This window comes from Allorhizobium undicola ORS 992 = ATCC 700741 (genome assembly GCF_000621665.1).
GTDB classification, from domain to species: domain Bacteria; phylum Pseudomonadota; class Alphaproteobacteria; order Rhizobiales; family Rhizobiaceae; genus Allorhizobium; species Allorhizobium undicola.
Genome location: NZ_JHXQ01000001.1, coordinates 334,178 through 357,836 on the forward strand (window position 1 = coordinate 334,178; position 23,659 = coordinate 357,836).

The following is a 23,659-nucleotide window of genomic DNA, read 5'->3' on the forward strand; positions in this document are numbered from 1 at the left end:
GGGAGAGACAGGGCCATGTCCCCCGCGGCTTTTCAAGCGCGGTCTTGGGTCCCGGCAACGGGACAATGAAAGGAAATGGAATGACTAAAGTGACCTCTGTCGCCGGCGAAACCAGCACCTATCCGGTGTTGCCGCTGCGCGACATCGTGGTGTTTCCACACATGATCGTGCCGCTCTTTGTAGGGCGCGAGAAGTCCATTCGCGCGCTCGAAGAAGTCATGGGCTCCGATCGCCAGATCATGTTGGCCACCCAGATCAATGCCAGCGATGACGATCCGGCCCCGGAGGCGATCCACAAGGTTGGCACCGTTGCAAACGTGCTGCAATTGCTCAAGCTTCCCGATGGCACCGTAAAGGTTCTCATCGAGGGGAAGGCGCGTGCAAAAATTTCGACCTATACCGAGCGCGAAGACTTCTATGAAGCCCATGCGGCTTTGCTTGCCGAGCCCGAGGAAGATGCCGTCGAGGTCGAAGCCTTGTCCCGCTCGGTGGTGTCGGAATTCGAAAACTACGTGAAGCTCAACAAGAAGATTTCCCCGGAAGTCGTTGGTGCGGCAAGCCAGATCGAGGATTACTCCAAGCTTGCCGATACGGTTGCCTCACATTTGTCGATCAAAATCACCGAAAAGCAGGAGATGCTGGAAACGGTGAGCGTGAAGACGCGGCTTGAAAAAGCTCTCGGCTTCATGGAAGGCGAAATTTCGGTTCTTCAGGTGGAAAAACGCATCCGTTCGCGCGTCAAGCGGCAGATGGAAAAGACCCAGCGCGAATACTACCTCAACGAACAGATGAAGGCGATCCAGAAGGAGCTTGGCGACGGCGAGGATGGCCGCGACGAGATGGCCGAGCTGGAAGAGCGCATTGCCAAGACCAAGCTTTCCAAGGAAGCCAAGGAAAAGGCCGATGCGGAACTCAAGAAGCTTCGCCATATGAGCCCGATGTCTGCGGAAGCGACCGTTGTGCGCAACTACCTGGATTGGCTGCTCGGTCTTCCCTGGGGCAAGAAATCCAAGGTGCGGGTTGACCTCAACCTTGCTGAAAAGATCCTCGATGAGGACCATTTCGGTCTCGACAAGGTCAAGGAGCGCATCGTCGAATATCTTGCTGTTCAGGCGCGCGCTACCAAGATCAAGGGGCCGATTCTTTGCCTCGTCGGCCCTCCCGGCGTCGGCAAGACCTCATTGGCGCGCTCGATTGCCAAGGCAACCGGCCGCGAATATGTGCGCATGGCGCTGGGCGGCGTGCGCGACGAAGCGGAAATTCGCGGCCATCGCCGTACCTATATCGGCTCCATGCCGGGCAAGGTCGTGCAGTCGATGAAAAAGGCCAAGCGGTCCAACCCGCTTTTCCTTCTCGACGAGATCGACAAGATGGGCATGGATTTTCGCGGCGATCCGTCTTCTGCACTCCTCGAGGTGCTGGATCCGGAACAGAACGCAACCTTCATGGACCACTATCTCGAAGTGGAATATGACCTGTCGAATGTGATGTTCATCACCACGGCCAACACGCTCAACATTCCCGGCCCGCTGATGGATCGCATGGAAATCATCCGCATTGCCGGTTACACCGAGGATGAGAAGCTTCAGATCGCCAAGCGCCATCTTCTGCCCAAGGCGATCAAGGAACATGCATTGAAGCCCGAGGAGTTCTCGGTTTCCGACGATGCCATCCTTGCGGTCATCCAGCAATATACCCGTGAGGCCGGCGTGCGCAGCTTCGAGCGGGAACTGATGAAGTTGGCCCGCAAGGCGGTTACGGAGATTATCAAGGGCAAGACCACCTCTGTCGCGGTCTCCGGCGCCAATCTCTCGGATTATCTGGGTGTGCCGCGCTATCGCCACGGCGAGGCCGAGGGTGAAGATCAGGTTGGTATCGTCACGGGGCTGGCCTGGACGGAGGTTGGCGGGGAATTGCTGACCATCGAAGGCGTCATGATGCCCGGCAAGGGTCGCATGACGGTGACGGGCAATCTCAAGGACGTGATGAAGGAATCGATTTCCGCTGCCGCCTCTTACGTGCGCTCGCGTGCCGTGGATTTCGGCATCGAGCCGCCGCGCTTCGACAAGTCGGATATACACGTTCACGTTCCGGAAGGCGCTACGCCAAAGGATGGTCCGTCTGCCGGTGTTGCCATGGCCACAGCGATCGTTTCCGTGATGACGGGCATCCCGATCAACAAGGATGTCGCTATGACCGGCGAAATCACTCTGCGGGGCCGCGTGCTGCCAATCGGCGGCCTCAAGGAGAAGCTTTTGGCTGCCCTTCGCGGCGGAATCAAGAAAGTGCTGATTCCGCAGGAGAATGCCAAGGATCTCGCCGACATCCCCGATAACGTGAAGAACGGTCTGGAGATCGTGCCGGTTTCGCGGATGGGGGAGGTGATCTCGCACGCCCTGACCCGTGTGCCGGAACCAATCGAATGGGATGGCAGCATCGAAACCCCGGCGCTGGGCACGGTCGAATCAACCGAGGATTCAGGCACGACCGTGGCCCATTGAGGGCGGCTTTGCGGCGATCCTCCCATTGCATCGAAAAAACGAAAGGGTTGACCCAAGGGTCAGCCCTTTTTTTGTGTAAATGCCGCCAAAACCCTTGTTTTTCAGGCCATTCAAGTGCTTTTGGCTTGTGACGGACCGGTGGATGATTAATGTCGTCCCGGTTTTACGTTTTTTGAATCGTTTCATGCCATACAGAAAGGTTGGAAACATGAACAAGACTGAACTCGTATCCGCAGTCGCTGAGAAGGCTGGCTTGAGCAAGGCCGATGCCGCTTCCGCAGTTGACGCCGTATTCGAAACGGTTCAGGCCGAACTGAAGAATGGCGGCGACGTTCGGTTGGCTGGTTTCGGTGCATTCACCGTTTCCCACCGCGAAGCCTCCAAGGGCCGTAACCCTTCTACCGGCGCAGAAGTCGATATTCCGGCTCGCAATGTGCCGAAATTCACGGCAGGCAAGGGCCTCAAGGACGCTGTAAACGGCTGATCCAGACTTTTAAGAGCCTGACGCTTCAGGCGCTGCGTAACAGAGCGGTTCAGTGTTTTACTGAACCGCTCTAATTTTTTGATTCTACGCATTTTTGAAGCGACGATTACTTTCCGCTTTCAGCTACAATCCCCTACCGCGCCGTCGGTCTGATAAAATCCACGGCGCTTCCAGCATCTCGAGCTGTGTCGGAATCATTTCTGAGGACTGATTTTTTCGATTCACATTTCCCGGTGTTCGATTCACGCCGACATTACAGCGCCGTGCGTTTTATCAAACGCACGAAGGACGCTGTAACACTTTAAATCTGCTACATAATTCCTTAAATCGATTCCGATTTAAGGAATTATGCAGTAGTTCGGGTCGAGAAATCGCAACCCTACAGGCGATCCAAGCAGCCGAAGACCAAACCACAAGAGCAACGGCGAAACGCAACCGATGTAGCTGCAAAACCGAACACAAACGAAAAAGGGAAGAAAATGGTGGGCGATGAGAGACTCGAACTCCCGACATCCTCGGTGTAAACGAGGCGCTCTACCAACTGAGCTAATCGCCCGGCGCGTTTTGCAGCTTGTCGCTGCCGCGTCGATGGGTGTGATCTATTCGTTGTTCGCAAAAACCGCAAGAGGCAAAAAGCAATTTTTCGGGTAATCTGTGCCAAAAACAGCCTAAATGCCTGAAACAAAATAGTTCTAAATTCCTGTCTTTTCACACGCTTAGAGATGGCATCTGTTTTTCCCCAAGGGGGTATGGAAGTTTTTTCAAATCGTCGCATTTTTGTCTTCGATGCTGCTTGACACCCATGCAGGAACCACTTAGTTAGCCGCTCATCGAACGGCGGTTGTCGCTTCGGTCGGGGGAGGGAAGCTTCCTTTGCAAGATCAGCGGGTGTAGCTCAGTCGGTTAGAGTGCCGGCCTGTCACGCCGGAGGTCGCGGGTTCGAGCCCCGTCACTCGCGCCATCTTGTTTCCCCGAATGGGATCTCGGTCCCCTGGCCATTTGGCCTTGAAATATGCGCGGGTGTAGCTCAGTCGGTTAGAGTGCCGGCCTGTCACGCCGGAGGTCGCGGGTTCGAGCCCCGTCACTCGCGCCATTTTCAATCTCCCTTATAATTATGGACGCTCTGATTTAATTGGGTTTGCGTTCCCTTTTGTCCCCCGTTAGTGTGTTTGTTAAACTCTTCATGTGCATGTGCGAAATGCGCTCCGTGCACTTGCGCAACCTCTCAGGCTGCGCTAACCACGGCGCGTTGCAACAGTCTTTTTTCGCTTGCAGGCCGAGAGGCCAGGGACGTCGCCAGGTGTCTCCAGCAGGCAGGGATGGATATGATGACTGAACTGCTCAGTTCTTACCTTCCGATCGTGGTTTTCATCGCTATTGCGATGGTCATAGGCCTCGCTCTCCTGATTACCCCGTTTGCCGTGGCCTTCAAGGCGCCGGACGCTGAAAAGCTCTCGGCTTATGAATGCGGCTTCAACGCCTTCGACGATGCGCGTATCAAGTTCGACATCCGTTTTTATCTGGTGTCGATCCTCTTCATCATCTTCGACCTCGAGGTGGCGTTTCTGTTCCCCTGGGCCGTTTCCTTCGGTGCCATTGGCTGGTTCGGCTTCTGGTCGATGATGGTGTTCCTTGGTGTGCTGACCATCGGCTTTATCTATGAATGGAAGAAGGGAGCCCTGGAATGGGAGTGACCCGTCAGACTGAAACCCTCGTGGCGCCTCAGCCCAAGGGTATTATCGATCCGTCAACCGGCAAGCCGATCGGCAGTGACAGCGCCTTCTTTGGTGAAATCAATGACGAGCTTGCCGACAAGGGCTTTCTCGTCACGTCAACCCAGGCGCTGATTACCTGGGCCCGTACAGGTTCGCTGATGTGGATGCAGTTCGGTCTTGCCTGCTGCGCCGTGGAAGGTCTGATGCAGGCTTCCGGCCCGCGTTACGACATGGAGCGTTTCGGTGTTGCGCCGCGCGCCTCGCCGCGCCAGTCGGATGTCATGATCGTTGCCGGCACCCTGACGAACAAAATGGCTCCGGCCCTGCGCAAGGTTTATGACCAGATGCCCGAGCCGCGTTATGTCATTTCGATGGGCTCCTGCGCGAATGGCGGTGGCTATTATCACTATTCCTATTCCGTCGTGCGCGGCTGTGACCGGGTGGTCCCTGTGGATATTTATGTTCCGGGCTGTCCCCCCACGGCAGAAGCACTGCTTTACGGCGTTCTGCTTCTGCAAAAGAAGATCCGCCGCACCGGCACGATCGAACGGTAAGGGCGAGGGACCGAATCCATGAGTGAAGCCCTTCAGGAGCTTTCAAACCATATCAGCGAAAAGGCCGCGGCGCTGGTGACAGGCTGCGATGTTGCCTTTGGCGAGCTGACCGTATCGACGACCGCAGGCAAGTTGATCGAACTTGTCACCTTTCTGCGTGACGATCCGAAGTGCGGCTTCATCAATGTGATCGATGTTTGCGGGGTTGATTATCCCAAGCGCGCCGATCGTTTCGATGTGGTCTACCACTTTCTTGCGCCCCGCCAGAACCAGCGTATCCGCGTCAAGCTGCAAACCAATGAGGTGACGCCAGTTCCCTCGATCTGTCCGCTGTTTCCCGGCGCCGACTGGTTCGAGCGGGAAGCCTGGGATCTTTATGGAATCCTGTTCACCGGCCATCCGGATCTTCGCCGGATCCTGACGGATTATGGCTTCGAAGGCCATCCGCTGCGCAAGGATTTCCCACTGACGGGCTTTGTCGAGGTTCGCTACGACGACACCGCGAAGCGCGTGATTTACGAGCCTGTCGAATTGAAGCAGGAATTCCGCAATTTCGACTTCCTCTCGCCTTGGGAAGGCACGGATTACGTGCTGCCGGGCGATGAGAAAGCTGCCAAGTAAGGGGGCGAGTAAGTCAGGCTCATGACCGAACATTCCGTCCGTAATTTTACGATCAACTTCGGCCCCGAACATCCTTCGGCCCACGGCGTTCTGCGTCTGGTGCTGGAACTGGATGGCGAAATCGTCGAGCGCGTCGATCCGCATATCGGCCTGCTTCATCGTGGCACCGAAAAGCTGATCGAAGCGAAGACCTATCTTCAGGCCTTGCCCTATTTCGACCGGCTCGATTACGTCGCGCCGATGAATCAGGAGCACGCCTACTGCCTGGCGGTGGAAAAGCTTCTCGGCCTCAATATCCCAATTCGCGGCCAGCTTATCCGCGTTCTGTATTCCGAGATCGGCCGTATCCTGTCGCATATCATGAACGTCACGACGCAGGCCATGGACGTCGGTGCGATGACGCCGCCGGTCTGGGGGTTTGAAGAGCGTGAAAAGCTCATGGTGTTCTACGAGCGCGCCTCAGGCGCCCGTATGCACGCGGCCTATTTCCGTCCCGGCGGCATCCATCAGGATATTCCTGCGGAGCTGGTCGAAGATATTGGCGCCTGGTGCGATCCTTTCCTCAAAGTTCTCGATGACATCGAGGGGCTTTTGACGGAGAACCGGATTTTCAAGCAGCGCAACGTCGATATTGGTGTCGTGAGTCTTGAAGATGCCTGGCGCTGGGGTTTTTCGGGCGTCATGGTGCGGGGCTCCGGCGCTGCCTGGGATCTGCGGAAGTCGCAGCCTTACGAATGCTATTCGGAACTCGATTTCGACATTCCGATCGGCAAGAATGGTGACTGTTACGACCGTTATCTGATCCGTATGCAGGAAATGCGCGAAGCCGTTAAGATCATGAAGCAATGCGTCAACCGCCTGCTGGGCGACGCAAGGACGGGTCCGGTGTCGTCACTCGATGGCAAGGTCGTGCCGCCGAAGCGTGGTGAAATGAAGCGGTCAATGGAAGCGTTGATCCACCACTTCAAGCTTTACACGGAAGGCTACCACGTGCCTGCCGGTGAGGTTTATGCGGCAGTGGAAGCGCCGAAGGGCGAGTTTGGCGTGTTTCTTGTCTCCGATGGCACTAACAAGCCCTATCGCTGCAAGATCCGCGCTCCGGGCTTCGTTCATCTTGCCGCCATGGATTTCCTGACGCGGGGCCATCAGCTGGCCGACGTAACGGCAATCCTTGGCTCTCTCGACATCGTGTTCGGAGAGGTGGACCGCTGATGCCGTCCGGGTTGTTGTCTATGGTGGCTGGTGCGAAGGGCAGGGCGGCTTGCCTTGCCGTTTCGTGCGCGCCGTTCACGACACCCAACCTTCAAGACAAAACGGTCCATGTGCCACTTCGTTTGAGCGAAGCCCTGGCCCCGGCCGATAAACTGAATAAGGCGTGAGGAAGCATGTCCGTTCGTCGTTTAGCCGAAGATCAATTTCAGCCTGCGGGCTTTGCCTTCAATGCGGAAAATTCTGCCTGGGCAGAGGCAACAATCCGGAAATATCCGGAGGGGCGTCAGCAGTCGGCGGTCATTCCGCTGCTGATGCGGGCGCAGGAACAGGATGGCTGGGTCACAAAGGCTGCCATCGAGTTCGTGGCTGAAAAGCTGCAAATGCCCTATATTCGTGTTCTGGAGGTTGCGACCTTCTACACCCAGTTCCAGTTGAAGCCGGTTGGCACGCGCGCCCATATCCAGGTCTGCGGCACGACTCCTTGCATGTTGCGTGGCGCCGAAGACCTGATGAAGGTCTGCAAGCACAAGATCCACGCAGAGCCGCTGGAGCGGAATGCGTCGGGCACGCTGTCCTGGGAAGAAGTCGAGTGTCAGGGCGCCTGCGTCAACGCACCGATGGTGATTATCTTCAAGGATGCCTATGAAGACCTGACGCCCGAGCGTCTGGAAGAAATCATCGATGCGTTCGAGGCAGGCAAGGGCGCCGAGGTCAAGACCGGTCCCCAGACCGACCGGCATTTCTCTGCGCCCGCGGGTGGCGCCGTGACGTTGACGGAAGAGATCAAGGCGGTTCGCTGGGCCGATGGCAATGGCGCACCTGTCGCGGATGCAGCTGAAGTCCCGCCTTCGAACGCCGCCCGGCCACAGACGGATACGCCGATCACGGATCCCAAGCTGAAGACGCCGGCAACAGACAAGGCGGCTGCTGCTGATAATGCGAAAGTCTCCGGCGATAACGCCGACAAGGCCAAGGGTTGAGATATGTTACAGGATCAGGATCGCATCTTTACCAATATCTACGGCCTGAAGGACAAGTCCCTGAAGGGCGCGATGAGCCGCGGCCATTGGGATGGCACCAAGCAGATCATCGAAAAAGGCCGCGACTGGATCATCAACGAGATGAAGGCCTCCGGCCTGCGCGGCCGCGGTGGCGCTGGCTTCCCGACGGGTCTGAAATGGTCCTTCATGCCCAAGGAGAGCGACGGTCGTCCGCATTACCTCGTGGTGAATGCCGATGAGTCGGAGCCCGGCACCTGTAAAGACCGCGAAATCATGCGCCACGATCCGCACACGCTGATCGAAGGCTGCGTGATTGCCGGTTTTGCCATGGGCGCCCACACGGCCTATATCTATGTGCGCGGCGAATATATGCGCGAGCGCGAAGCACTTCAGGCCGCCATTGACGAATGCTACGACAATGGCCTGCTGGGCAAGAACAACAAGAATGGCTGGGACTTCGACATCTATGTCCACCACGGCGCAGGTGCCTATATCTGCGGCGAAGAGACGGCGCTGCTCGAAAGCCTTGAGGGGAAGAAAGGGCAGCCACGTCTGAAGCCCCCGTTCCCGGCCAATATGGGTCTTTATGGCTGCCCGACCACCGTGAACAATGTGGAATCGATTGCGGTTGCACCGACGATCCTGCGTCGTGGCGGAAGCTGGTTTTCCTCCATTGGTCGCGCGAACAATGTCGGCACCAAGCTTTTCATGGTGTCGGGGCATGTCAACAAGCCATGCACCTTCGAAGAGGCAATGGGCCTGTCCTTCCGTGAAATCATCGAGCGCCATTGTGGCGGCATCCGGGGCGGCTGGGATAATCTCCAGGCTGTTATTCCCGGTGGTGCCTCCTGTCCGATCGTTCGCGGTGAAGACATGGCTGATGCCATCATGGATTTCGATGGAATGCGGGAGGTCAAGTCGTCCTTCGGTACGGGTGGGATGATCGTGATGGACAAGTCCACCGACGTCATCAAGGCAATCTGGCGTATCTCGGCATTCTTCAAGCACGAGAGCTGCGGTCAGTGCACGCCCTGCCGCGAAGGCACGGGTTGGATGATGCGCGTATTGGCGCGTATGGTGAAGGGGCAGGCGCAAAAGCGCGAGATCGACATGCTGTTCCAGGTCACGAAGCAGATCGAGGGGCACACGATTTGCGCCCTTGGCGATGCCGCTGCATGGCCTGTCCAGGCGCTGATCCGCAATTTCCGTCCTGAGATCGAAAAGCGCATCGACGAATATACCCGCAACGCCACCGATCATGGCGCTGTGATGGAAGCGGCCGAATAAAGGGTAGGGTCCATGGTGGAAAGTGCTGGCGACGCAACGGCTTCTGCATCGGTCGATCCGGTGGGCAACGTATCGGCTGCTGGGTATCCTCCCGTGGACCTTCCCACCATGCTTGCCAATCCCGTAGTGACAGCCGCTGCTGCTACCATGGCTGGTCTTGGTTTCGCGACCCAGATGGCAGGTTTCGTTCTTGGCTCGTGGCAAAAGGCCTTGAATGGAGTGCTGGATGAGGAGACCCGGTCCGAAGTGGTCTCTGCAAATTCAGAACCTGAAGTGCCGGTTGCCGAAGCGTCGAGTTTGCAGCAAACCGAGGCCGGTGCATCGGATAGTGTCATCTCGAAGCCTGTGAAGAGCAAGCGGGCAGAAGCAGCGACGAGTGTGCCTGCCAAGGCGGGTCGTTCTGCGCGCAAGCGGTCTTCGGACGATCTTAAGAAAATTTCTGGTATCGGTCCGAAGGTCGAATCGATGCTACAGCAGGCTGGCATCACGCGGTTTTCGCAGATTGCTTCCTGGAGCACGGACGAAGCCTTGCGCATGGATGCGGAGTTAGGGCTTGACGGACGGGTTCTGCGGGACGATTGGGTTGGTCAGGCAAAGCAAATCAAGGCGCCAGCGGCTGGCGCCTCTCGGAAAGGCTGAAGGGAAACCTTCGAATGAAGATTATGGAGCCCTCTCCAGCCACCGACGTCGGCAATGGGGTTGGGGAAGGGGTCCGAACAAAGACATACGCAGCCGGGCATTTCACGATGCCCGTGCCGCCTTTGCGCGGTTGTTGCGATGGACGTGAGACAGGAAGGCGAAAATGGCAAAGCTGAAAGTCGACGGTAAGGAAATCGAGGTTCCCGATCATTTCACGCTGTTGCAGGCGTGCGAGGAGGCAGGTGCCGAGGTCCCGCGCTTTTGTTTCCACGAGCGGCTGTCCGTCGCGGGCAATTGCCGCATGTGCTTGGTGGAAGTGAAGGGCGGACCGCCCAAACCTGCCGCATCCTGCGCAATGGGCGTTCGCGACATCCGGGGTGGACCGAATGGCGAGTTGCCGGAGGTGTACACCAATACGCCGATGGTCAAGAAGGCCCGCGAAGGGGTTATGGAATTCCTGCTGATCAACCATCCGCTTGATTGCCCGATCTGCGATCAGGGTGGCGAGTGCGACTTGCAGGACCAGGCCATGGCTTTCGGTATCGATAGCTCCCGCTATGGCGAAGACAAGCGTGCCGTTGAAGACAAATATATCGGACCACTCGTCAAAACCGTGATGAACCGCTGCATTCATTGCACGCGCTGTGTTCGTTTCACGACGGAAGTGGCAGGCATTGCGGAACTCGGCCTGATTGGCCGTGGCGAGGATGCTGAAATCACCACCTATCTCGAGCAGGCCATGACCTCCGAGCTTCAGGGCAATGTGGTCGATCTCTGCCCGGTGGGCGCACTGACCTCGAAGCCCTTTGCCTTTACGGCCCGTCCGTGGGAACTCGGCAAAACCGAATCGATCGATGTCATGGATGCTCTTGGCTCTGCGATCCGCGTTGACACGCGCGGCCGCGAGGTCATGCGTATCATGCCGCGCGTCAATGAATCCATCAACGAAGAGTGGATTTCCGACAAGAGCCGCTTCATATGGGATGGCCTGAAGACCCAGCGCCTCGACCGGCCTTACGTCCGCCGGAACGGGCGCCTTCAGCCTGCAACCTGGCCAGAGGCGTTCGCAGAAATCAAGACCGCTGTTTCCTCCACGAATGGCTCGAAAATCGGGGCGATTGCCGGCGATCTCGCCTCTGTCGAAGAGATGTTCGCTCTCAAGGAACTGCTCGTTTCGCTGGGATCGGCCAATTACGACTGTCGTCAGGATGGTGTGGCTCTCGACCCGGCCCTGGGCCGATCCAGCTACATCTTCAATTCAACGATCGATGGGATCGAAGATGCGGATGCATTGTTGATTGTCGGAGCCAATCCGCGTTTTGAGGCGGCCGTGTTGAATGCGCGTATTCGCAAGCGCTGGCGCCGCGGAAACTTCCCGATCGGCGTTATCGGGGAAGCCGGCGAATTGCGGTATGAATACAGCTATCTGGGCGCAGGCCCTGATACGCTGGCTGACGTCGCAAACGGCAAGAACAGCTTCGCCGACGTCCTCAAGAAGGCTCAGCGTCCCCTCATCATTGTCGGGCAGGGGGCTTTGGCCCGTCCTGATGGCGCAGCCGTTCTGTCGCAGATTGCAGCGCTGGCCGTTTCGGTCGGTGCAGTGTCAGCAGAGTGGAATGGTTTCAGCATCCTGCACACGGCAGCGTCGCGTGTTGGCGGTCTCGATCTCGGTTTCGTTCCGGGTCAGGGCGGCAAGTCCGCAAATGAGATGCTGAGCAGCATGGACGTATTGTTCCTGCTCGGCGCCGACGAGATTGACCTTTCTGCCAAGTCCGCAAAATTGACCGTCTATATCGGCTCCCACGGTGATAACGGCGCGCAGAACGCCGACGTTATCCTTCCCGCCGCCGCCTATACCGAAAAATCCGGTCTTTGGGTGAATACGGAAGGTCGCGTGCAGATGGGGAACCGTGCCGGTTTTGCGCCGGGCGATGCCCGTGAAGACTGGGCTGTCATTCGCGCTCTGTCGGATGTGCTGGGTAAGAAACTGCCGTTTGATTCGCTCGCGCAATTGCGTCAAAAGCTCTTTGCGGCGCACCCGCATTTCGCTGCTATCGACGAAATCCAGGCTGGCGATGCGGCCTCTATTGAAGCGCTCGCGAAAAAAGCCGGTGCGATGTCTCAATCTGGGTTTGCTTCCCCGGTCAAAGACTTCTATTTGACGAACCCGATTGCACGTGCGTCTGCGGTCATGGCCGAATGCTCAGCCCTGGCGCGCAACAATTTCAAGGCAGCGGCAGAGTAAGGGCAAAGGATAATGGATTCGTTCTTCTCAAATTATGTCTGGCCGACGGCCATCATGATCGGCCAGTCGCTGTTGCTGCTGGTCTGTCTGCTGGTGTTCATTGCCTACATCCTCCTGGCTGACCGCAAGATCTGGGCAGCGGTGCAATTGCGCCGTGGTCCGAATGTGGTGGGTCCCTGGGGCCTTTTCCAGTCCTTCGCCGATCTTTTGAAGTTCGTGCTGAAAGAGCCGATCATTCCGGCGGGCGCCAACAAGGGTGTTTTCCTTCTGGCGCCACTTGTTGCCGTGACGCTGGCGCTCGCGACATGGGCTGTCATTCCGCTGAATGATGGCTGGGTCATCGCCAATATAAATGTTGGTATCCTCTATGTTTTCGCCATCTCCTCGCTGGAGGTTTATGGCATCATCATGGGCGGCTGGGCCTCGAACTCGAAATATCCCTTCCTTGGCGCACTCCGTTCCGCGGCTCAGATGGTGTCTTACGAAGTTTCCATCGGCTTCGTGATTGTTACCGTGCTGTTGTGCGTTGGCTCGCTCAACCTTACCGACATCGTACTTGCCCAGAAGTCGGGTCTGGGAACGATGATGGGCCTGCCGCCGTCGCTTCTCGACTGGCACTGGCTGGCGCTGTTCCCGATGTTCGTGATCTTCTTCATCTCGGCGCTCGCGGAAACCAACCGTCCTCCTTTCGATTTGCCGGAAGCCGAATCAGAACTCGTTGCCGGCTTCATGGTTGAATATGGTTCGACGCCGTACATGATGTTCATGCTTGGCGAATATGCCGCCATCGTTCTGATGTGCGCTTTGACGACAATCCTGTTCCTCGGGGGCTGGTTGCCGCCGCTTGACATCGCGGTCTTGAACTGGGTGCCGGGGATTATCTGGTTTGTCATCAAGGCGACGTTGGTTTTCTCGATGTTCGCGATTACGAAGGCTATCGTTCCGCGCTATCGCTATGACCAGCTCATGCGTCTGGGCTGGAAGGTCTTCCTGCCGCTGTCGCTGGTCATGGTCATTATCGTTGCTTTCGTGCTGAAGCTGATGGGTTGGGCCTGATGCGGCCCATCCTGAAATCCAGCAGATTTGGAGTTTGAAGATGGCAAGTCTTTTCCAGGCTGTCCGCTCGCTTTTCCTGAAAGAATTCGTCGGCGCTTTCTTCCTGTCGATGCGTTACTTCTTCAAGCAGAAGGCGACGGTGAATTACCCCTTCGAAAAGGGGCCGGTCAGCCCGCGCTTCCGTGGTGAACATGCGCTTCGCCGCTATCCCAATGGCGAAGAGCGCTGCATTGCCTGCAAGTTGTGCGAGGCAATCTGTCCCGCCCAGGCGATCACCATCGAAGCAGGCCCCCGGCGCAACGATGGAACCCGCCGCACCGTTCGCTACGACATCGACATGGTGAAATGCATTTACTGCGGCTTCTGCCAGGAAGCCTGCCCGGTCGATGCCATCGTTGAAGGTCCGAATTTCGAGTTCTCGACGGAAACCCGCGAGGAGCTTTATTTCGACAAGGCCAAGCTTCTGGCGAACGGCGATCGTTGGGAACGGGAAATCGCGCGCAATATTGCGATGGATGCCCCTTATCGTTGATCGAGAGCATGAGATCGGGGGAACTCGTTCCTCCGGTCTGAAATCCGGAATCACGGCGGGTCCTCGGCCTGCCATTTCATGGGAGAGGCCGGCCGGTCTCATCCCCGGGAAGATGAAAAGGCACCATCATGGGTCTTCAGGCTATCTTTTTCTACCTTTTCGCCTTTGTCGCGGTCGCGTCGGCGTTCATGGTCATCTCTTCAAGAAACCCCGTTCACTCGGTTCTGTTTCTGATCCTCACCTTCGTGAACGCTGCCGGTCTCTTCATGCTGACCGGCGCGGAATTCCTGGCGATGATCCTTCTGGTCGTCTATGTTGGCGCGGTCGCGGTTCTCTTCCTGTTCGTGGTGATGATGCTCGACATCGATTTCGATCAGTTGCGGGCAGGCGCGGCCAAGCACGCGCCGGTGGCTGCCCTGATCGGCGCGATTGTCGCAGCCGAACTGATCTTCGTGATCGGTGGCTCGACTTTGTCGCCGCAGGCCAAGCAGGCCATTACCATGCCAATCCCGCCGCTATCGCAGCGGCAGAACACCGCCGCCCTGGGTGATGTTCTCTACACCAATTATGTTTACTTCTTCCAGATCGCCGGGCTTGTGCTTCTCGTCGCGATGATCGGCGCGATCGTTTTGACATTGCGTCATCGCCAGAACATCAAGCGGCAGGTCATTGCCAACCAGGTGGCCCGCGGACCGGCTACGGCCATTGAAGTGGTCAAGGTAAAGCCGGGCCAGGGCCTTTGAACGGGCGCTAGAGGTTTCAAGGACAAGACAATGGAAATCGGACTTTCCCACTACCTTACCGTCAGCGCCATCCTGTTCATGCTCGGCGTTTTCGGCATCTTCCTCAACCGGAAGAACATCATCGTCATTCTCATGTCGGTGGAACTCATTCTGCTCGCGGTAAACCTGAACATGGTGGCCTTCTCGTCGTTTCTCAACGACATCGTCGGTCAGGTTTTCGCGCTATTCATTCTGACCGTCGCGGCTGCTGAAGCTGCGATCGGCCTTGCAATCCTCGTCGTCTTCTACCGCAACCGCGGTTCGATCGCCGTCGAAGACGTGAACATGATGAAGGGCTGACACGGCTATGCTAGTGTATAAGGCAATTGTCTTTCTCCCGCTGATCGGCTCGCTCATTGCTGGCCTGTTCGGTCGCCAGATCGGTGCCAAGGCATCAGAGTTGCTCACGACGAGCCTCATGGTGGTCGCTGCGGCCCTTTCCTGGTATGTCTTCATTACCGTTGGAATGGCTGAACATGCCGAGGCGATCAAAGTTCCGGTCCTTCGCTGGATCCAGGTCGGTGGCATCGACGTCGAATGGGCGCTTCGCGTCGATACGTTGACGGCGGTCATGCTGGTGGTGGTCAACAGCGTTTCCACGCTGGTGCATCTCTATTCCATCGGCTACATGCACCACGATCCGCATCGCCCGCGTTTCTTTGCCTATCTTTCGCTGTTCACCTTCGCCATGCTGATGCTGGTGACGTCCGACAATCTCTTGCAGATGTTCTTCGGATGGGAAGGGGTGGGTCTGGCCTCCTATCTGCTGATCGGCTTCTGGTTCAAGAAGCCTTCTGCCTGTGCCGCAGCCATGAAGGCCTTTATCGTCAACCGTGTCGGCGATTTCGGTTTTATTCTCGGCATTTCCACCGTTTTCGTGCTGTTTGGTTCGATCAATTTCGACACGATTTTCGGTGCGGCGGCAAACTACCTGCCGCATGAAGGCGCAGAACATGGCGAGGCTGTCATCACGCTTTTCGGGATGCATCTCGACAAGGCCCATGCCATTACCGGCGCCTGCCTGCTGCTGTTCATGGGCGCCATGGGTAAGTCGGCGCAGTTTCTGCTGCACACCTGGCTCCCGGACGCCATGGAAGGCCCGACCCCGGTTTCGGCGCTCATTCATGCCGCAACCATGGTGACGGCCGGCGTTTTCCTGGTGGCACGCATGTCGCCGATTTTCGAACTGTCGCCTGATGCCCTGACGGTGGTTACGATCATCGGTGCGATTACCGCCTTCTTTGCCGCAACCGTCGGTCTGGTGCAGAACGACATCAAGCGGGTCATTGCCTACTCGACCTGCTCGCAGCTCGGTTACATGTTCGTGGCCCTTGGCGTTGGCGCCTATGGCGCGGCCGTGTTCCACCTCTTTACCCACGCTTTCTTCAAGGCTCTGCTGTTCCTTGGCGCCGGTTCGGTTATCCATGCCGTCGATGGCGAGCAGGACATGCGTTACATGGGCGGGCTGCGCAAGCATATCCCCGTTACCTTCTGGGCCATGACGATTGGCACGCTTGCGCTGACAGGTGTCGGAATTCCGGGTACGGTCATCGGTACGGCAGGCTTTTTCTCTAAGGATGCGATTATCGAATCCTCTTTCGCGGCGCATGGTGCGGCATCGGGCTTTGCCTTTGTGCTGCTGGTCGTCGCCGCGCTTTTCACCAGCTTCTATTCCTGGCGCCTCGCATTCCTGACATTCTTCGGAAAGCCGCGCGCCTCGCACGAAGTCATGCACCATGTGCATGAAAGCCCACAGGTGATGCTTGTGCCGCTTTACGTCCTGACCATTGGTGCGCTAGTGGCTGGTTTTGTCTTCCATGATTACTTCATCGGGGAAGCCTATGGGGAATTCTGGAAGGGCGCGCTCTTCACCAGCGAACACAACGAGATCCTGCACGAGGCGCATCACGTTCCGACCTGGGTGAAATTCAGCCCGTTCGTTGCCATGCTTCTGGGTTTCGTGACGGCATGGTTCATGTACATCAAGTCGCCCGAAACGCCGAAGAAGCTCGCAGAAAGCCAGTGGCTGGTCTATCAGTTCCTGCTGAACAAGTGGTACATCGACGAACTCTACGACTTCCTCTTCGTGCGCTCCGCCAAGGCTCTTGGCCGGTTCCTGTGGAAGAAGGGTGACGTTGCCACGATCGATGCCTACGGACCGAATGGTGTTGCCGCAGGGGTTGCCGGCCTGACGCAGCGTGTTGTCCGTCTGCAATCCGGCTATCTCTATCATTATGCGTTTGCGATGCTGCTCGGTGTTGCTGCGCTCGTTACCTGGATGATGCTCGGGAGTTCCTTCTGATGACCGATTGGCCTATTCTTTCCACGGTCACTTTCCTGCCGCTGGTAGGCGTCGTGCTGCTGCTATTGATGCGGGACGATACGGCTTCCGGCCGCCGCAATGTGCTGAATATCTCGCTGCTGACGACGGTTGCGACCTTTATTGTTTCCCTGTTCGTGTGGATCGGGTTCGACAACGCCAATCCCGGCTTCCAGCTTGTCGAATACCATGAGTGGCTGAATACCGGCATTGCCTATCATCTTGGCGTTGACGGCATTTCCATGTTGTTTGTCGTTCTCACGGCCTTCCTCATGCCCTTTTGCGTGCTGGCAAGCTGGGAGTCTGTCGAGAAGCGCATCAAGGAGTACATGATCGCCTTCCTCATTCTGGAAGTGATGATGATTGGCGTCTTCGTGTCGCTAGACATCGTTCTCTTCTACGTTTTCTTCGAGGCAGGTCTCATTCCGATGTTCATCATCATCGGGGTCTGGGGTGGCAAGGATCGCGTCTACGCATCCTACAAGTTCTTCCTCTATACGCTTCTTGGCTCCGTGCTGATGATGCTGGCGATCATGGCGATGTATTGGGATGCCGGTACGACCGATATCGTCAAGCTGCTTGCGCACAAGTTCCCTGCGCATTTGCAAATTGTCCTCTGGCTTGCCTTCTTCGCATCCTTTGCGGTCAAAATGCCGATGTGGCCGGTTCATACATGGCTTCCCGATGCTCACGTTCAGGCGCCAACGGCTGGTTCGGTCATCCTTGCGGGCATCATGCTGAAACTCGGCGGTTACGGCTTCATCCGTTTCTCGCTCGCCATGTTCCCCCTGGCCTCCGATTATTTTGCGCCTTTCGTCTTCGCACTGTCCGTGGTCGCGATCATCTACACCTCGCTCGTGGCGTTGATGCAGGAAGACATGAAGAAGCTGATTGCCTATTCGTCGGTCGCGCACATGGGTTATGTCACCATGGGTATCTTTGCGGCCAACCAGCAGGGCCTTCAGGGCGCGCTCTTCCAGATGATCAGCCACGGCTTCGTTTCGGGTGCATTGTTCCTGTGCGTTGGCGTGATCTATGACCGGATGCATACCCGCGAGATCGCGGCTTATGGCGGTCTCGTCAACAATATGCCGAAATATGCGCTAGCCTTCATGGTGTTCACCATGGCCAATGTGGGGCTTCCCGGCACTTCCGGTTTTATCGGTGAGTTCCTGACGCTGATCGGTGTCTTCCGCGCCAATAGCTGGGTCGCGCTGTTTGCTGCCACGGGCGTGATCTTCTCCGCGGCTTACGCGCTCTGGCTTTACCGCCGCGTGGTATTCGGGGCGCTGGACAAGGAAAGTCTCAAAGGGCTTCTGGACCTGTCGTTCCGTGAAAAAGTCACGCTTTATCCGCTGATTGCGCTGACCATTCTGTTCGGCGTCTATCCGGCTCCGATCTTCGACGCCACCACGGCCTCTGTCGATCTGCTTCTGAACAATTATTCCGCCGCATTGCAGGCAGCGCAGAATGTTGCGCTTCTCGCGAACTGACGACAGGATCCGTAGACATGACTGCTGAAACTCTCCTTGCAAGCCTGCATATGGTCACGCCGGAGCTTTTGCTGGCGGTTGGCGCGCTGGCGCTGCTGATGATCGGTGTCTTTACGGGGCGGGCAAGCTTCGTCTCTGCCCTTGCCGTCATTCTCATACTGGTGGCAGGGTTGTTTATCCTGCTTGCTCCCGCAGAGGGCGTTGCCTTTGCGGGCGCCTACATTGCCGATGGCTATGCACGCTTCATGAAGGTTCTGGCTCTTGTCGGTTCCATCGTGACGCTGATGATGGCCACGGGGCTTGCCAAGGCCAATAATCTCGACAAATTCGAGTTTCCGGTGCTGGTTGTTCTGGCGACCCTGGGCATCATGCTGATGATTTCTGCCAACAGCCTGATCTCGCTCTATCTCGCTCTGGAACTTCAGTCTCTGGCGCTTTACGTCGTGGCGGCCATCAATCGCGATAGCGTGCGTTCGACCGAGGCTGGCCTGAAATACTTCGTGCTTGGTGCGCTGTCTTCCGGCATGTTGCTTTACGGCATGTCGCTGGTTTACGGCTTCACGGGCAATGTCGAGTTCGACAAGATCGCCGCGGTCCTTGGTTCGGAACACGCAAATCTCGGCTTGATCTTCGGTCTGGTATTCGTTCTCGCTGGTCTGGCATTCAAGATTTCGGCGGTGCCCTTCCACATGTGGACGCCGGACGTTTATGAAGGGGCGCCCACACCTGTTACGGCGTTTCTTGCCGCAGCGCCGAAGGTCGGGGCCATGGCTATTATGGTGCGTGTGGTCATCGATGCCTTCCAGCCCGTACAGGGTCAGTGGCAGCAGATCGTCGTCTTCATTGCCATCGCCTCCATGGTGTTGGGTTCCGTTGCGGCCATCGGCCAGCGTAATATCAAGCGGCTGATGGCCTATTCGTCCATCGGCCACATGGGCTATGCGCTGGTGGGCCTGTCCGCAGGTTCCAAGACGGGCGTCGAGGGCCTGTTGCTCTATATGGCAATTTACCTTGTCATGAATCTCGGCACCTTTGCCTGCATCCTGTCCATGCGCACGGCGGAGGGCGAGACGCTCGAAAATGTGGATGATCTTGCCGGTCTGTCGCAGACAAACCCGTTCATGGCCTTCATTCTGACGGCTTTGATGTTCTCGCTCGCCGGCATTCCGCCGCTGGCTGGCTTCTTCGGGAAATACTTTGTTTTTCTCGCTGCCATTGAGGCGAAGCTTTACGCGCTGGCGATCATCGGCGTGCTGGCCTCTGTCATCGGCGCCTATTATTACCTGCGCGTGGTCAAGGTCATGTGGTTCGATGACTCCAAGGTCCAGTTTGCAAAGACGTCTGGCTTGTTGAAAGTCGTTTTCGGTCTGTCTGGTCTCTTCGTGATTGCCTATGTTCTGATCGGCGGGCCGGTTGGCACGGCGGCATCGGCAGCGGCAGCGACCCTGTTCCATTGAGTAGCTCGATGTACAAAAGCCGGAGGGCGCTCGACGCCTTCCGGCATGATGCTTTAGATACCGTCGATTCGACCAATGTCGTCGCCCTTCAGCGCGGCCGTGCGGGCGATCCGGGGAATTTGTGGATTACCGCCCGTCAGCAGACAGGTGGTAAAGGCCGTCGCGGCAGGCCCTGGGTTTCCGAACCGGGTAATCTCTATGCCTCGCTGTTGCTCATCGATCCCGCACCGATGGAGCGCATATCTTCTCTTCCATTGGCTGTTGCTCTTGCTGTCCATCGCGCAGTGCGTTGTGTGCTTCCTGTTTCTGCGCCGCCGGTCGAAGTGAAATGGCCGAACGATGTGCTGATTGGCCGGGCGAAGACCTGCGGCATTCTGCTTGAAGCTGAGGTGATGCCCTCTGGTCGTCATGCCCTGGTGATTGGCGTTGGAATCAATATCGCGCACAAGCCGGAACAGGCGTCCTACGCCACGACAAGCCTTGCGGACCATGGCGCCACAGCTTCGCCGGAAGATGTCTTTGCGCATCTCTTTGCTGCAATGGCTGATACGCTCCTCCTGTGGAACCGCGGCGAGGGCGTAGGAGAGATTACGCAGCGCTGGAGAGAACTGGCCTGCGGGATAGGGGAAAAAATTATCGTCAACCTTCCAGATCGATCGATCACCGGGACCTTTTCCGGAATCGATGAACATGGAATGCTGTTGCTCGATAGAGGCTCGCAGGGCATCGCGCCGATTGCGGCAGGTGATGTTTTTTTTGAGCCGGATGGGCGTAAGAAGTATGACTGACAAACAGGAACTGGTTTTTATCCCGCTTGGCGGCGTTGGTGAGATCGGCATGAACCTCGCCTTGTATGGCTTTGGGTCGCCGAGGCATCGCGAGTGGATCATGGTCGATTGCGGCGTCACCTTTCCCGGCCCGGACCTTCCGGGCGTGGATCTGGTTCTTCCCGATATTCGCTATGTTCTTTCCCAGCGGAAGAATCTCAAGGCCATCATAATCACCCATGCGCATGAGGACCATTACGGCGGCTTGAACGACCTGTGGCCGGGTCTCAATGTCCCGGTCTATGCATCGGCCTTTACCTCCGGCATGTTGGAAGCAAAGCGGAATTACGAGGGGAGCCGGTCGGAAATTCCCGTGACGCCATTCAAGCCCGGTGACAAGCTTCACCTTGGCTCGTTTGTCGTGGAAGCGATTGGCGTAAATCACTCCATTCCCGAACCCATGTCTCTGGTCATCCGCACGCCCTTGGGGAACATCGTTCATACCGGCGACTGGAAGATCGACATGGATCCCTCGCTCGGCCCTCTGACGGATGAGGCAGCCTTTCGCGCCCTGGGAGATGAGGGTGTGCTTGCCGTGATGTGCGACAGCACGAATGCGATGCGCGGCGGCATTTCACCCTCGGAAATTGAAGTTTCGGAAGGTCTGCGCCAGATTATCGAGAATGCGGAAGGGCGAGTGGCGATTACCACTTTCTCATCCAATGTTGGCCGGATCCGCTCGATTGCCCAGGCCGCGGAGGCGGCGGGACGCGATGTGCTGCTGCTTGGCAGTTCTCTCAAACGTGTGGTTGCGGTGGCCGATGACATCGGCATCATGGAGGGCGTGAAGCCTTTTATTGCCGAGGATGAATACGGCTACATTCCAAGAGACAAGATCGTGGTCATCCTCACAGGAAGCCAGGGCGAACCGAGAGCCGCGCTTGCAAAGCTTTCCCGCGACGAGATGCGCAATGTGGCCTTGGCGAAGGGTGACACTGTGGTCTTTTCGTCCCGGACTATTCCAGGCAACGAAAAGGCGATCAATGATATAAAGAACGGCCTTATCGAGCAGGGCGTTCATATTGTCACCGATAATGACGCGCTCGTTCACGTATCAGGACATCCAAGGCGGCGCGAATTGCTGCAAATGTATGAATGGACTCGCCCTCAGGTGCTGGTGCCCGTTCACGGAGAGGCGGCGCATCTGATGGCGCAGCAGGAGCTTGCCCTGCAAGCGGGGATCGGACAGGTGCCGCGTGTTCGCAATGGTGAAGTCTTGCGGCTGGCGCCCGGGCCAGCGGAAGTTATCGATGAAGTGCCGCATGGACGTATTTTCAAAGACGGCAAGCTCATTGGTGACTTTGACGAAATGGGGATTGGCGAGCGACGCAAGCTTGCCTTTGTCGGCCATGTTTCGGTGCATGTGTTGATTGATGAACGCTATGACTTCCGGGGCGACCCGGAGGTTGTCGCGGTGGGCCTGCCGCAGCAGGATGAAGAGGGCGACGATATGGAGGATATTCTCTATGACGCCGTGCTTGGTGCTGTTGAGAGTATTCCGCGGGTACGGCGCAAGGATCTGGATGGTCTTCGTGAAAGCATTCGCCGCGCCGTGCGTTCGACGGCCAATGAATGTTGGGGTAAGAAGCCGGTTGTGACGGTTTTTGTCAGCAAGGTATGATTGAATATCCTTGAGCTGCAAGCTAGAAAATTTCCGGAAGGAGGCGCAGTGCCTCCTTCCGGTATTGTCGTCATGTTTGCATAAAAGGAGAGGTGTCCAATGCTTGGCCGGATCAATCATATTGCCATCGCCGTGCCTGATATTGCGCTTGCGGCGAGGGTCTATGCCGAAACATTGGGTGCGCGGGTATCACCCCCGCAGGCTCTTCCCGAGCACGGGGTTACGGTTGTTTTTGTTGAATTGCCGAACACCAAGGTAGAGCTTCTGGAACCGCTCGGTGAAGCTTCGCCGATCAAGGCTTTCCTCGAAAAGGCACCAGGCGGGGGAATGCATCACATCTGTTACGAAGTGGATGACATTCTTGCTGCGAGAGATCTGTTGACCGGCAAGGGTGCCCGCGTGCTGGGGAATGGTGAACCGAAGACAGGCGCCCACGGCAAGCCCGTTCTTTTCCTGCATCCGAAGGACTTCATGGGCACGCTCATCGAGCTTGAGCAGGTGTGAAGGAGCGGTCAAGGGGGCCGCACCTTCTCCCGAATGCCCCGATAAGCCTTTTCCCTTTTATAAGGACCATGTTTTACTGCTATAAAACGCAAGCCGCGATACTGCCTGACGGCGGCCGGAAAATGTATCCGTCGGTTTGAACTGGGAGGGAAGCATGTCCTGGCTTACGGGTGCCGCAATCTATTTTATCGTCTGGTGGGTGACGATTTTCGCCGTGCTGCCTTTTGGGGTTCGCACGCAGGATGATGCACGAGAACTCGTTCCCGGTACGATTGGCAGTGCGCCAGCCCGTTTTCGTTTCCTGCGGGTCATGGCGATCAATACGCTGGTATCTGCGACGATATTTTTCGGCTGGAACTTTGCTTCAAGCTATTTTGGCATAAGTTTCGAGGATTTGCCGCATATCATGCCGGACTTGCGATAGGGATCGCCACTGCTGACCGGCGCTTTCGCCGTGTGCAGATTCACCCGAATATAGTGCAAAAAAAAACAAGGTCCGAAGACCTTGTTATATAAGCATCGCGTGATCTTTAACCATTGCTGGGGCTGCGAACTGGCGCGCCTAAGATCTGATCCTCCCAAGACTTTACCGCGAGACCGGCAGAAATTTAAGCTCTCTGCCTCTTTTGTGAGCTGAAATTAGCCTAACATTTCCGCTTTGTCATCTAAAATTTTGCAAATTTGTTACAGCCTGTGAAAAAACTGTTCCGTGACAGAAAACGGCTTTCGGCTGTCTTTTTTTTGACATTCTTCTGCTTCGGGCACAGGCCTTCGCCGTGGTGCCGAGCAGCTGCCAGGGCTGGTATCT

At 57.0% G+C, this 23,659-nt stretch carries 21 protein-coding genes and 3 tRNA genes; 23 read left to right on the forward strand and 1 reads right to left on the reverse strand.

Going from position 1 to position 23,659, the window contains the following annotated elements:
• Positions 1 to 80 precede the first annotated feature (80 nt).
• Entirely contained in the window at positions 81 to 2,501 is a 2,421-nt protein-coding gene (gene lon / locus T424_RS0101620) for an endopeptidase La (RefSeq protein WP_027486173.1), read from the forward strand.
• Positions 2,502 to 2,709: 208 nt separating this feature from the next.
• Complete coding sequence (hupB, locus tag T424_RS0101625; protein WP_027486174.1) at positions 2,710 to 2,985, forward strand: DNA-binding protein HupB; 276 nt, start codon at positions 2,710 to 2,712, stop codon at positions 2,983 to 2,985.
• A 480-nt stretch (positions 2,986 to 3,465) separates the two neighbouring features.
• Here the strand turns inward: hupB and T424_RS0101630 are convergent.
• Positions 3,466 to 3,541, reverse strand: a tRNA-Val gene (locus tag T424_RS0101630).
• A 328-nt stretch (positions 3,542 to 3,869) separates the two neighbouring features.
• Here T424_RS0101630 and T424_RS0101635 point away from each other — a divergent pair.
• The 21 genes from T424_RS0101635 to T424_RS0101740 all read left to right on the forward strand — a co-directional run bounded on the left by T424_RS0101635 (position 3,870) and on the right by T424_RS0101740 (position 23,275).
• A tRNA-Asp gene (locus T424_RS0101635) sits at positions 3,870 to 3,946 on the forward strand.
• Between the two features lie 55 nt (positions 3,947 to 4,001).
• A tRNA-Asp gene (locus T424_RS0101640) sits at positions 4,002 to 4,078 on the forward strand.
• A 226-nt stretch (positions 4,079 to 4,304) separates the two neighbouring features.
• Positions 4,305 to 4,679 carry an NADH-quinone oxidoreductase subunit A gene (locus T424_RS0101645; RefSeq protein WP_210164374.1) on the forward strand — a complete coding sequence of 125 codons (375 nt, stop codon included), beginning with the start codon at positions 4,305 to 4,307 and terminating at the stop codon, positions 4,677 to 4,679.
• Positions 4,670 to 5,254 (forward strand): NuoB/complex I 20 kDa subunit family protein, encoded by a 585-nt coding sequence (locus T424_RS0101650; RefSeq protein WP_027486176.1) that lies wholly within the window; start codon positions 4,670 to 4,672, stop codon positions 5,252 to 5,254. The genes T424_RS0101645 and T424_RS0101650 overlap by 10 nt, the downstream gene beginning before the upstream one ends.
• A gap of 18 nt (positions 5,255 to 5,272) precedes the next feature.
• Positions 5,273 to 5,875 (forward strand): NADH-quinone oxidoreductase subunit C, encoded by a 603-nt coding sequence (locus T424_RS0101655; protein ID WP_027486177.1) that lies wholly within the window; start codon positions 5,273 to 5,275, stop codon positions 5,873 to 5,875.
• A 21-nt stretch (positions 5,876 to 5,896) separates the two neighbouring features.
• Positions 5,897 to 7,087 (forward strand): NADH-quinone oxidoreductase subunit D, encoded by a 1,191-nt coding sequence (locus T424_RS0101660; protein WP_027486178.1) that lies wholly within the window; start codon positions 5,897 to 5,899, stop codon positions 7,085 to 7,087.
• Positions 7,088 to 7,260: 173 nt separating this feature from the next.
• Positions 7,261 to 8,067 (forward strand): NADH-quinone oxidoreductase subunit NuoE, encoded by an 807-nt coding sequence (gene nuoE / locus T424_RS0101670; RefSeq protein WP_027486179.1) that lies wholly within the window; start codon positions 7,261 to 7,263, stop codon positions 8,065 to 8,067.
• Positions 8,068 to 8,070: 3 nt separating this feature from the next.
• Positions 8,071 to 9,375: an NADH-quinone oxidoreductase subunit NuoF gene (gene nuoF / locus T424_RS0101675; protein WP_027486180.1), complete on the forward strand. Its 1,305-nt coding sequence runs from the start codon at positions 8,071 to 8,073 to the stop codon at positions 9,373 to 9,375.
• 12 nt (positions 9,376 to 9,387) lie between these two features.
• Complete coding sequence (locus tag T424_RS19940; RefSeq protein ID WP_051558717.1) at positions 9,388 to 10,014, forward strand: hypothetical protein; 627 nt, start codon at positions 9,388 to 9,390, stop codon at positions 10,012 to 10,014.
• A 163-nt stretch (positions 10,015 to 10,177) separates the two neighbouring features.
• Positions 10,178 to 12,259 carry an NADH-quinone oxidoreductase subunit NuoG gene (gene nuoG / locus T424_RS0101685; protein WP_027486181.1) on the forward strand — a complete coding sequence of 694 codons (2,082 nt, stop codon included), beginning with the start codon at positions 10,178 to 10,180 and terminating at the stop codon, positions 12,257 to 12,259.
• 12 nt (positions 12,260 to 12,271) lie between these two features.
• Entirely contained in the window at positions 12,272 to 13,315 is a 1,044-nt protein-coding gene (gene nuoH, locus T424_RS0101690) for an NADH-quinone oxidoreductase subunit NuoH (protein ID WP_027486182.1), read from the forward strand.
• 40 nt (positions 13,316 to 13,355) lie between these two features.
• The gene (gene nuoI / locus T424_RS0101695; RefSeq protein ID WP_027486183.1) at positions 13,356 to 13,847 is read left to right on the forward strand and encodes an NADH-quinone oxidoreductase subunit NuoI; all 492 of its coding nucleotides are present in this window, start codon (positions 13,356 to 13,358) and stop codon (positions 13,845 to 13,847) included.
• A 128-nt stretch (positions 13,848 to 13,975) separates the two neighbouring features.
• Positions 13,976 to 14,590 carry an NADH-quinone oxidoreductase subunit J gene (locus tag T424_RS0101700; protein ID WP_027486184.1) on the forward strand — a complete coding sequence of 205 codons (615 nt, stop codon included), beginning with the start codon at positions 13,976 to 13,978 and terminating at the stop codon, positions 14,588 to 14,590.
• 30 nt (positions 14,591 to 14,620) lie between these two features.
• Entirely contained in the window at positions 14,621 to 14,929 is a 309-nt protein-coding gene (gene nuoK, locus T424_RS0101705) for an NADH-quinone oxidoreductase subunit NuoK (RefSeq protein WP_027486185.1), read from the forward strand.
• Positions 14,930 to 14,936: 7 nt separating this feature from the next.
• Positions 14,937 to 16,931, forward strand: a complete 1,995-nt coding sequence (nuoL, locus tag T424_RS0101710; protein WP_027486186.1) for an NADH-quinone oxidoreductase subunit L — start codon at positions 14,937 to 14,939, stop codon at positions 16,929 to 16,931.
• Complete coding sequence (locus T424_RS0101715) at positions 16,931 to 18,442, forward strand: NADH-quinone oxidoreductase subunit M (protein ID WP_027486187.1); 1,512 nt, start codon at positions 16,931 to 16,933, stop codon at positions 18,440 to 18,442. The genes nuoL and T424_RS0101715 overlap by 1 nt, the downstream gene beginning before the upstream one ends.
• 17 nt (positions 18,443 to 18,459) lie before the next feature.
• Positions 18,460 to 19,899 carry an NADH-quinone oxidoreductase subunit NuoN gene (nuoN, locus tag T424_RS0101720; protein ID WP_027486188.1) on the forward strand — a complete coding sequence of 480 codons (1,440 nt, stop codon included), beginning with the start codon at positions 18,460 to 18,462 and terminating at the stop codon, positions 19,897 to 19,899.
• 8 nt (positions 19,900 to 19,907) lie between these two features.
• On the forward strand, positions 19,908 to 20,687 hold the full coding sequence (locus T424_RS0101725) for a biotin--[acetyl-CoA-carboxylase] ligase (protein ID WP_027486189.1): 780 nt from the start codon (positions 19,908 to 19,910) through the stop codon (positions 20,685 to 20,687).
• Positions 20,680 to 22,347, forward strand: coding sequence for a ribonuclease J (locus T424_RS0101730; RefSeq protein WP_027486190.1), 1,668 nt, complete (start codon positions 20,680 to 20,682; stop codon positions 22,345 to 22,347). The genes T424_RS0101725 and T424_RS0101730 overlap by 8 nt, the downstream gene beginning before the upstream one ends.
• A gap of 99 nt (positions 22,348 to 22,446) precedes the next feature.
• Positions 22,447 to 22,851 (forward strand): methylmalonyl-CoA epimerase, encoded by a 405-nt coding sequence (mce, locus tag T424_RS0101735; protein ID WP_027486191.1) that lies wholly within the window; start codon positions 22,447 to 22,449, stop codon positions 22,849 to 22,851.
• 154 nt (positions 22,852 to 23,005) lie between these two features.
• Complete coding sequence (locus T424_RS0101740) at positions 23,006 to 23,275, forward strand: DUF1467 family protein (RefSeq protein ID WP_027486192.1); 270 nt, start codon at positions 23,006 to 23,008, stop codon at positions 23,273 to 23,275.
• The last annotated feature ends 384 nt before the right edge of the window (positions 23,276 to 23,659 follow it).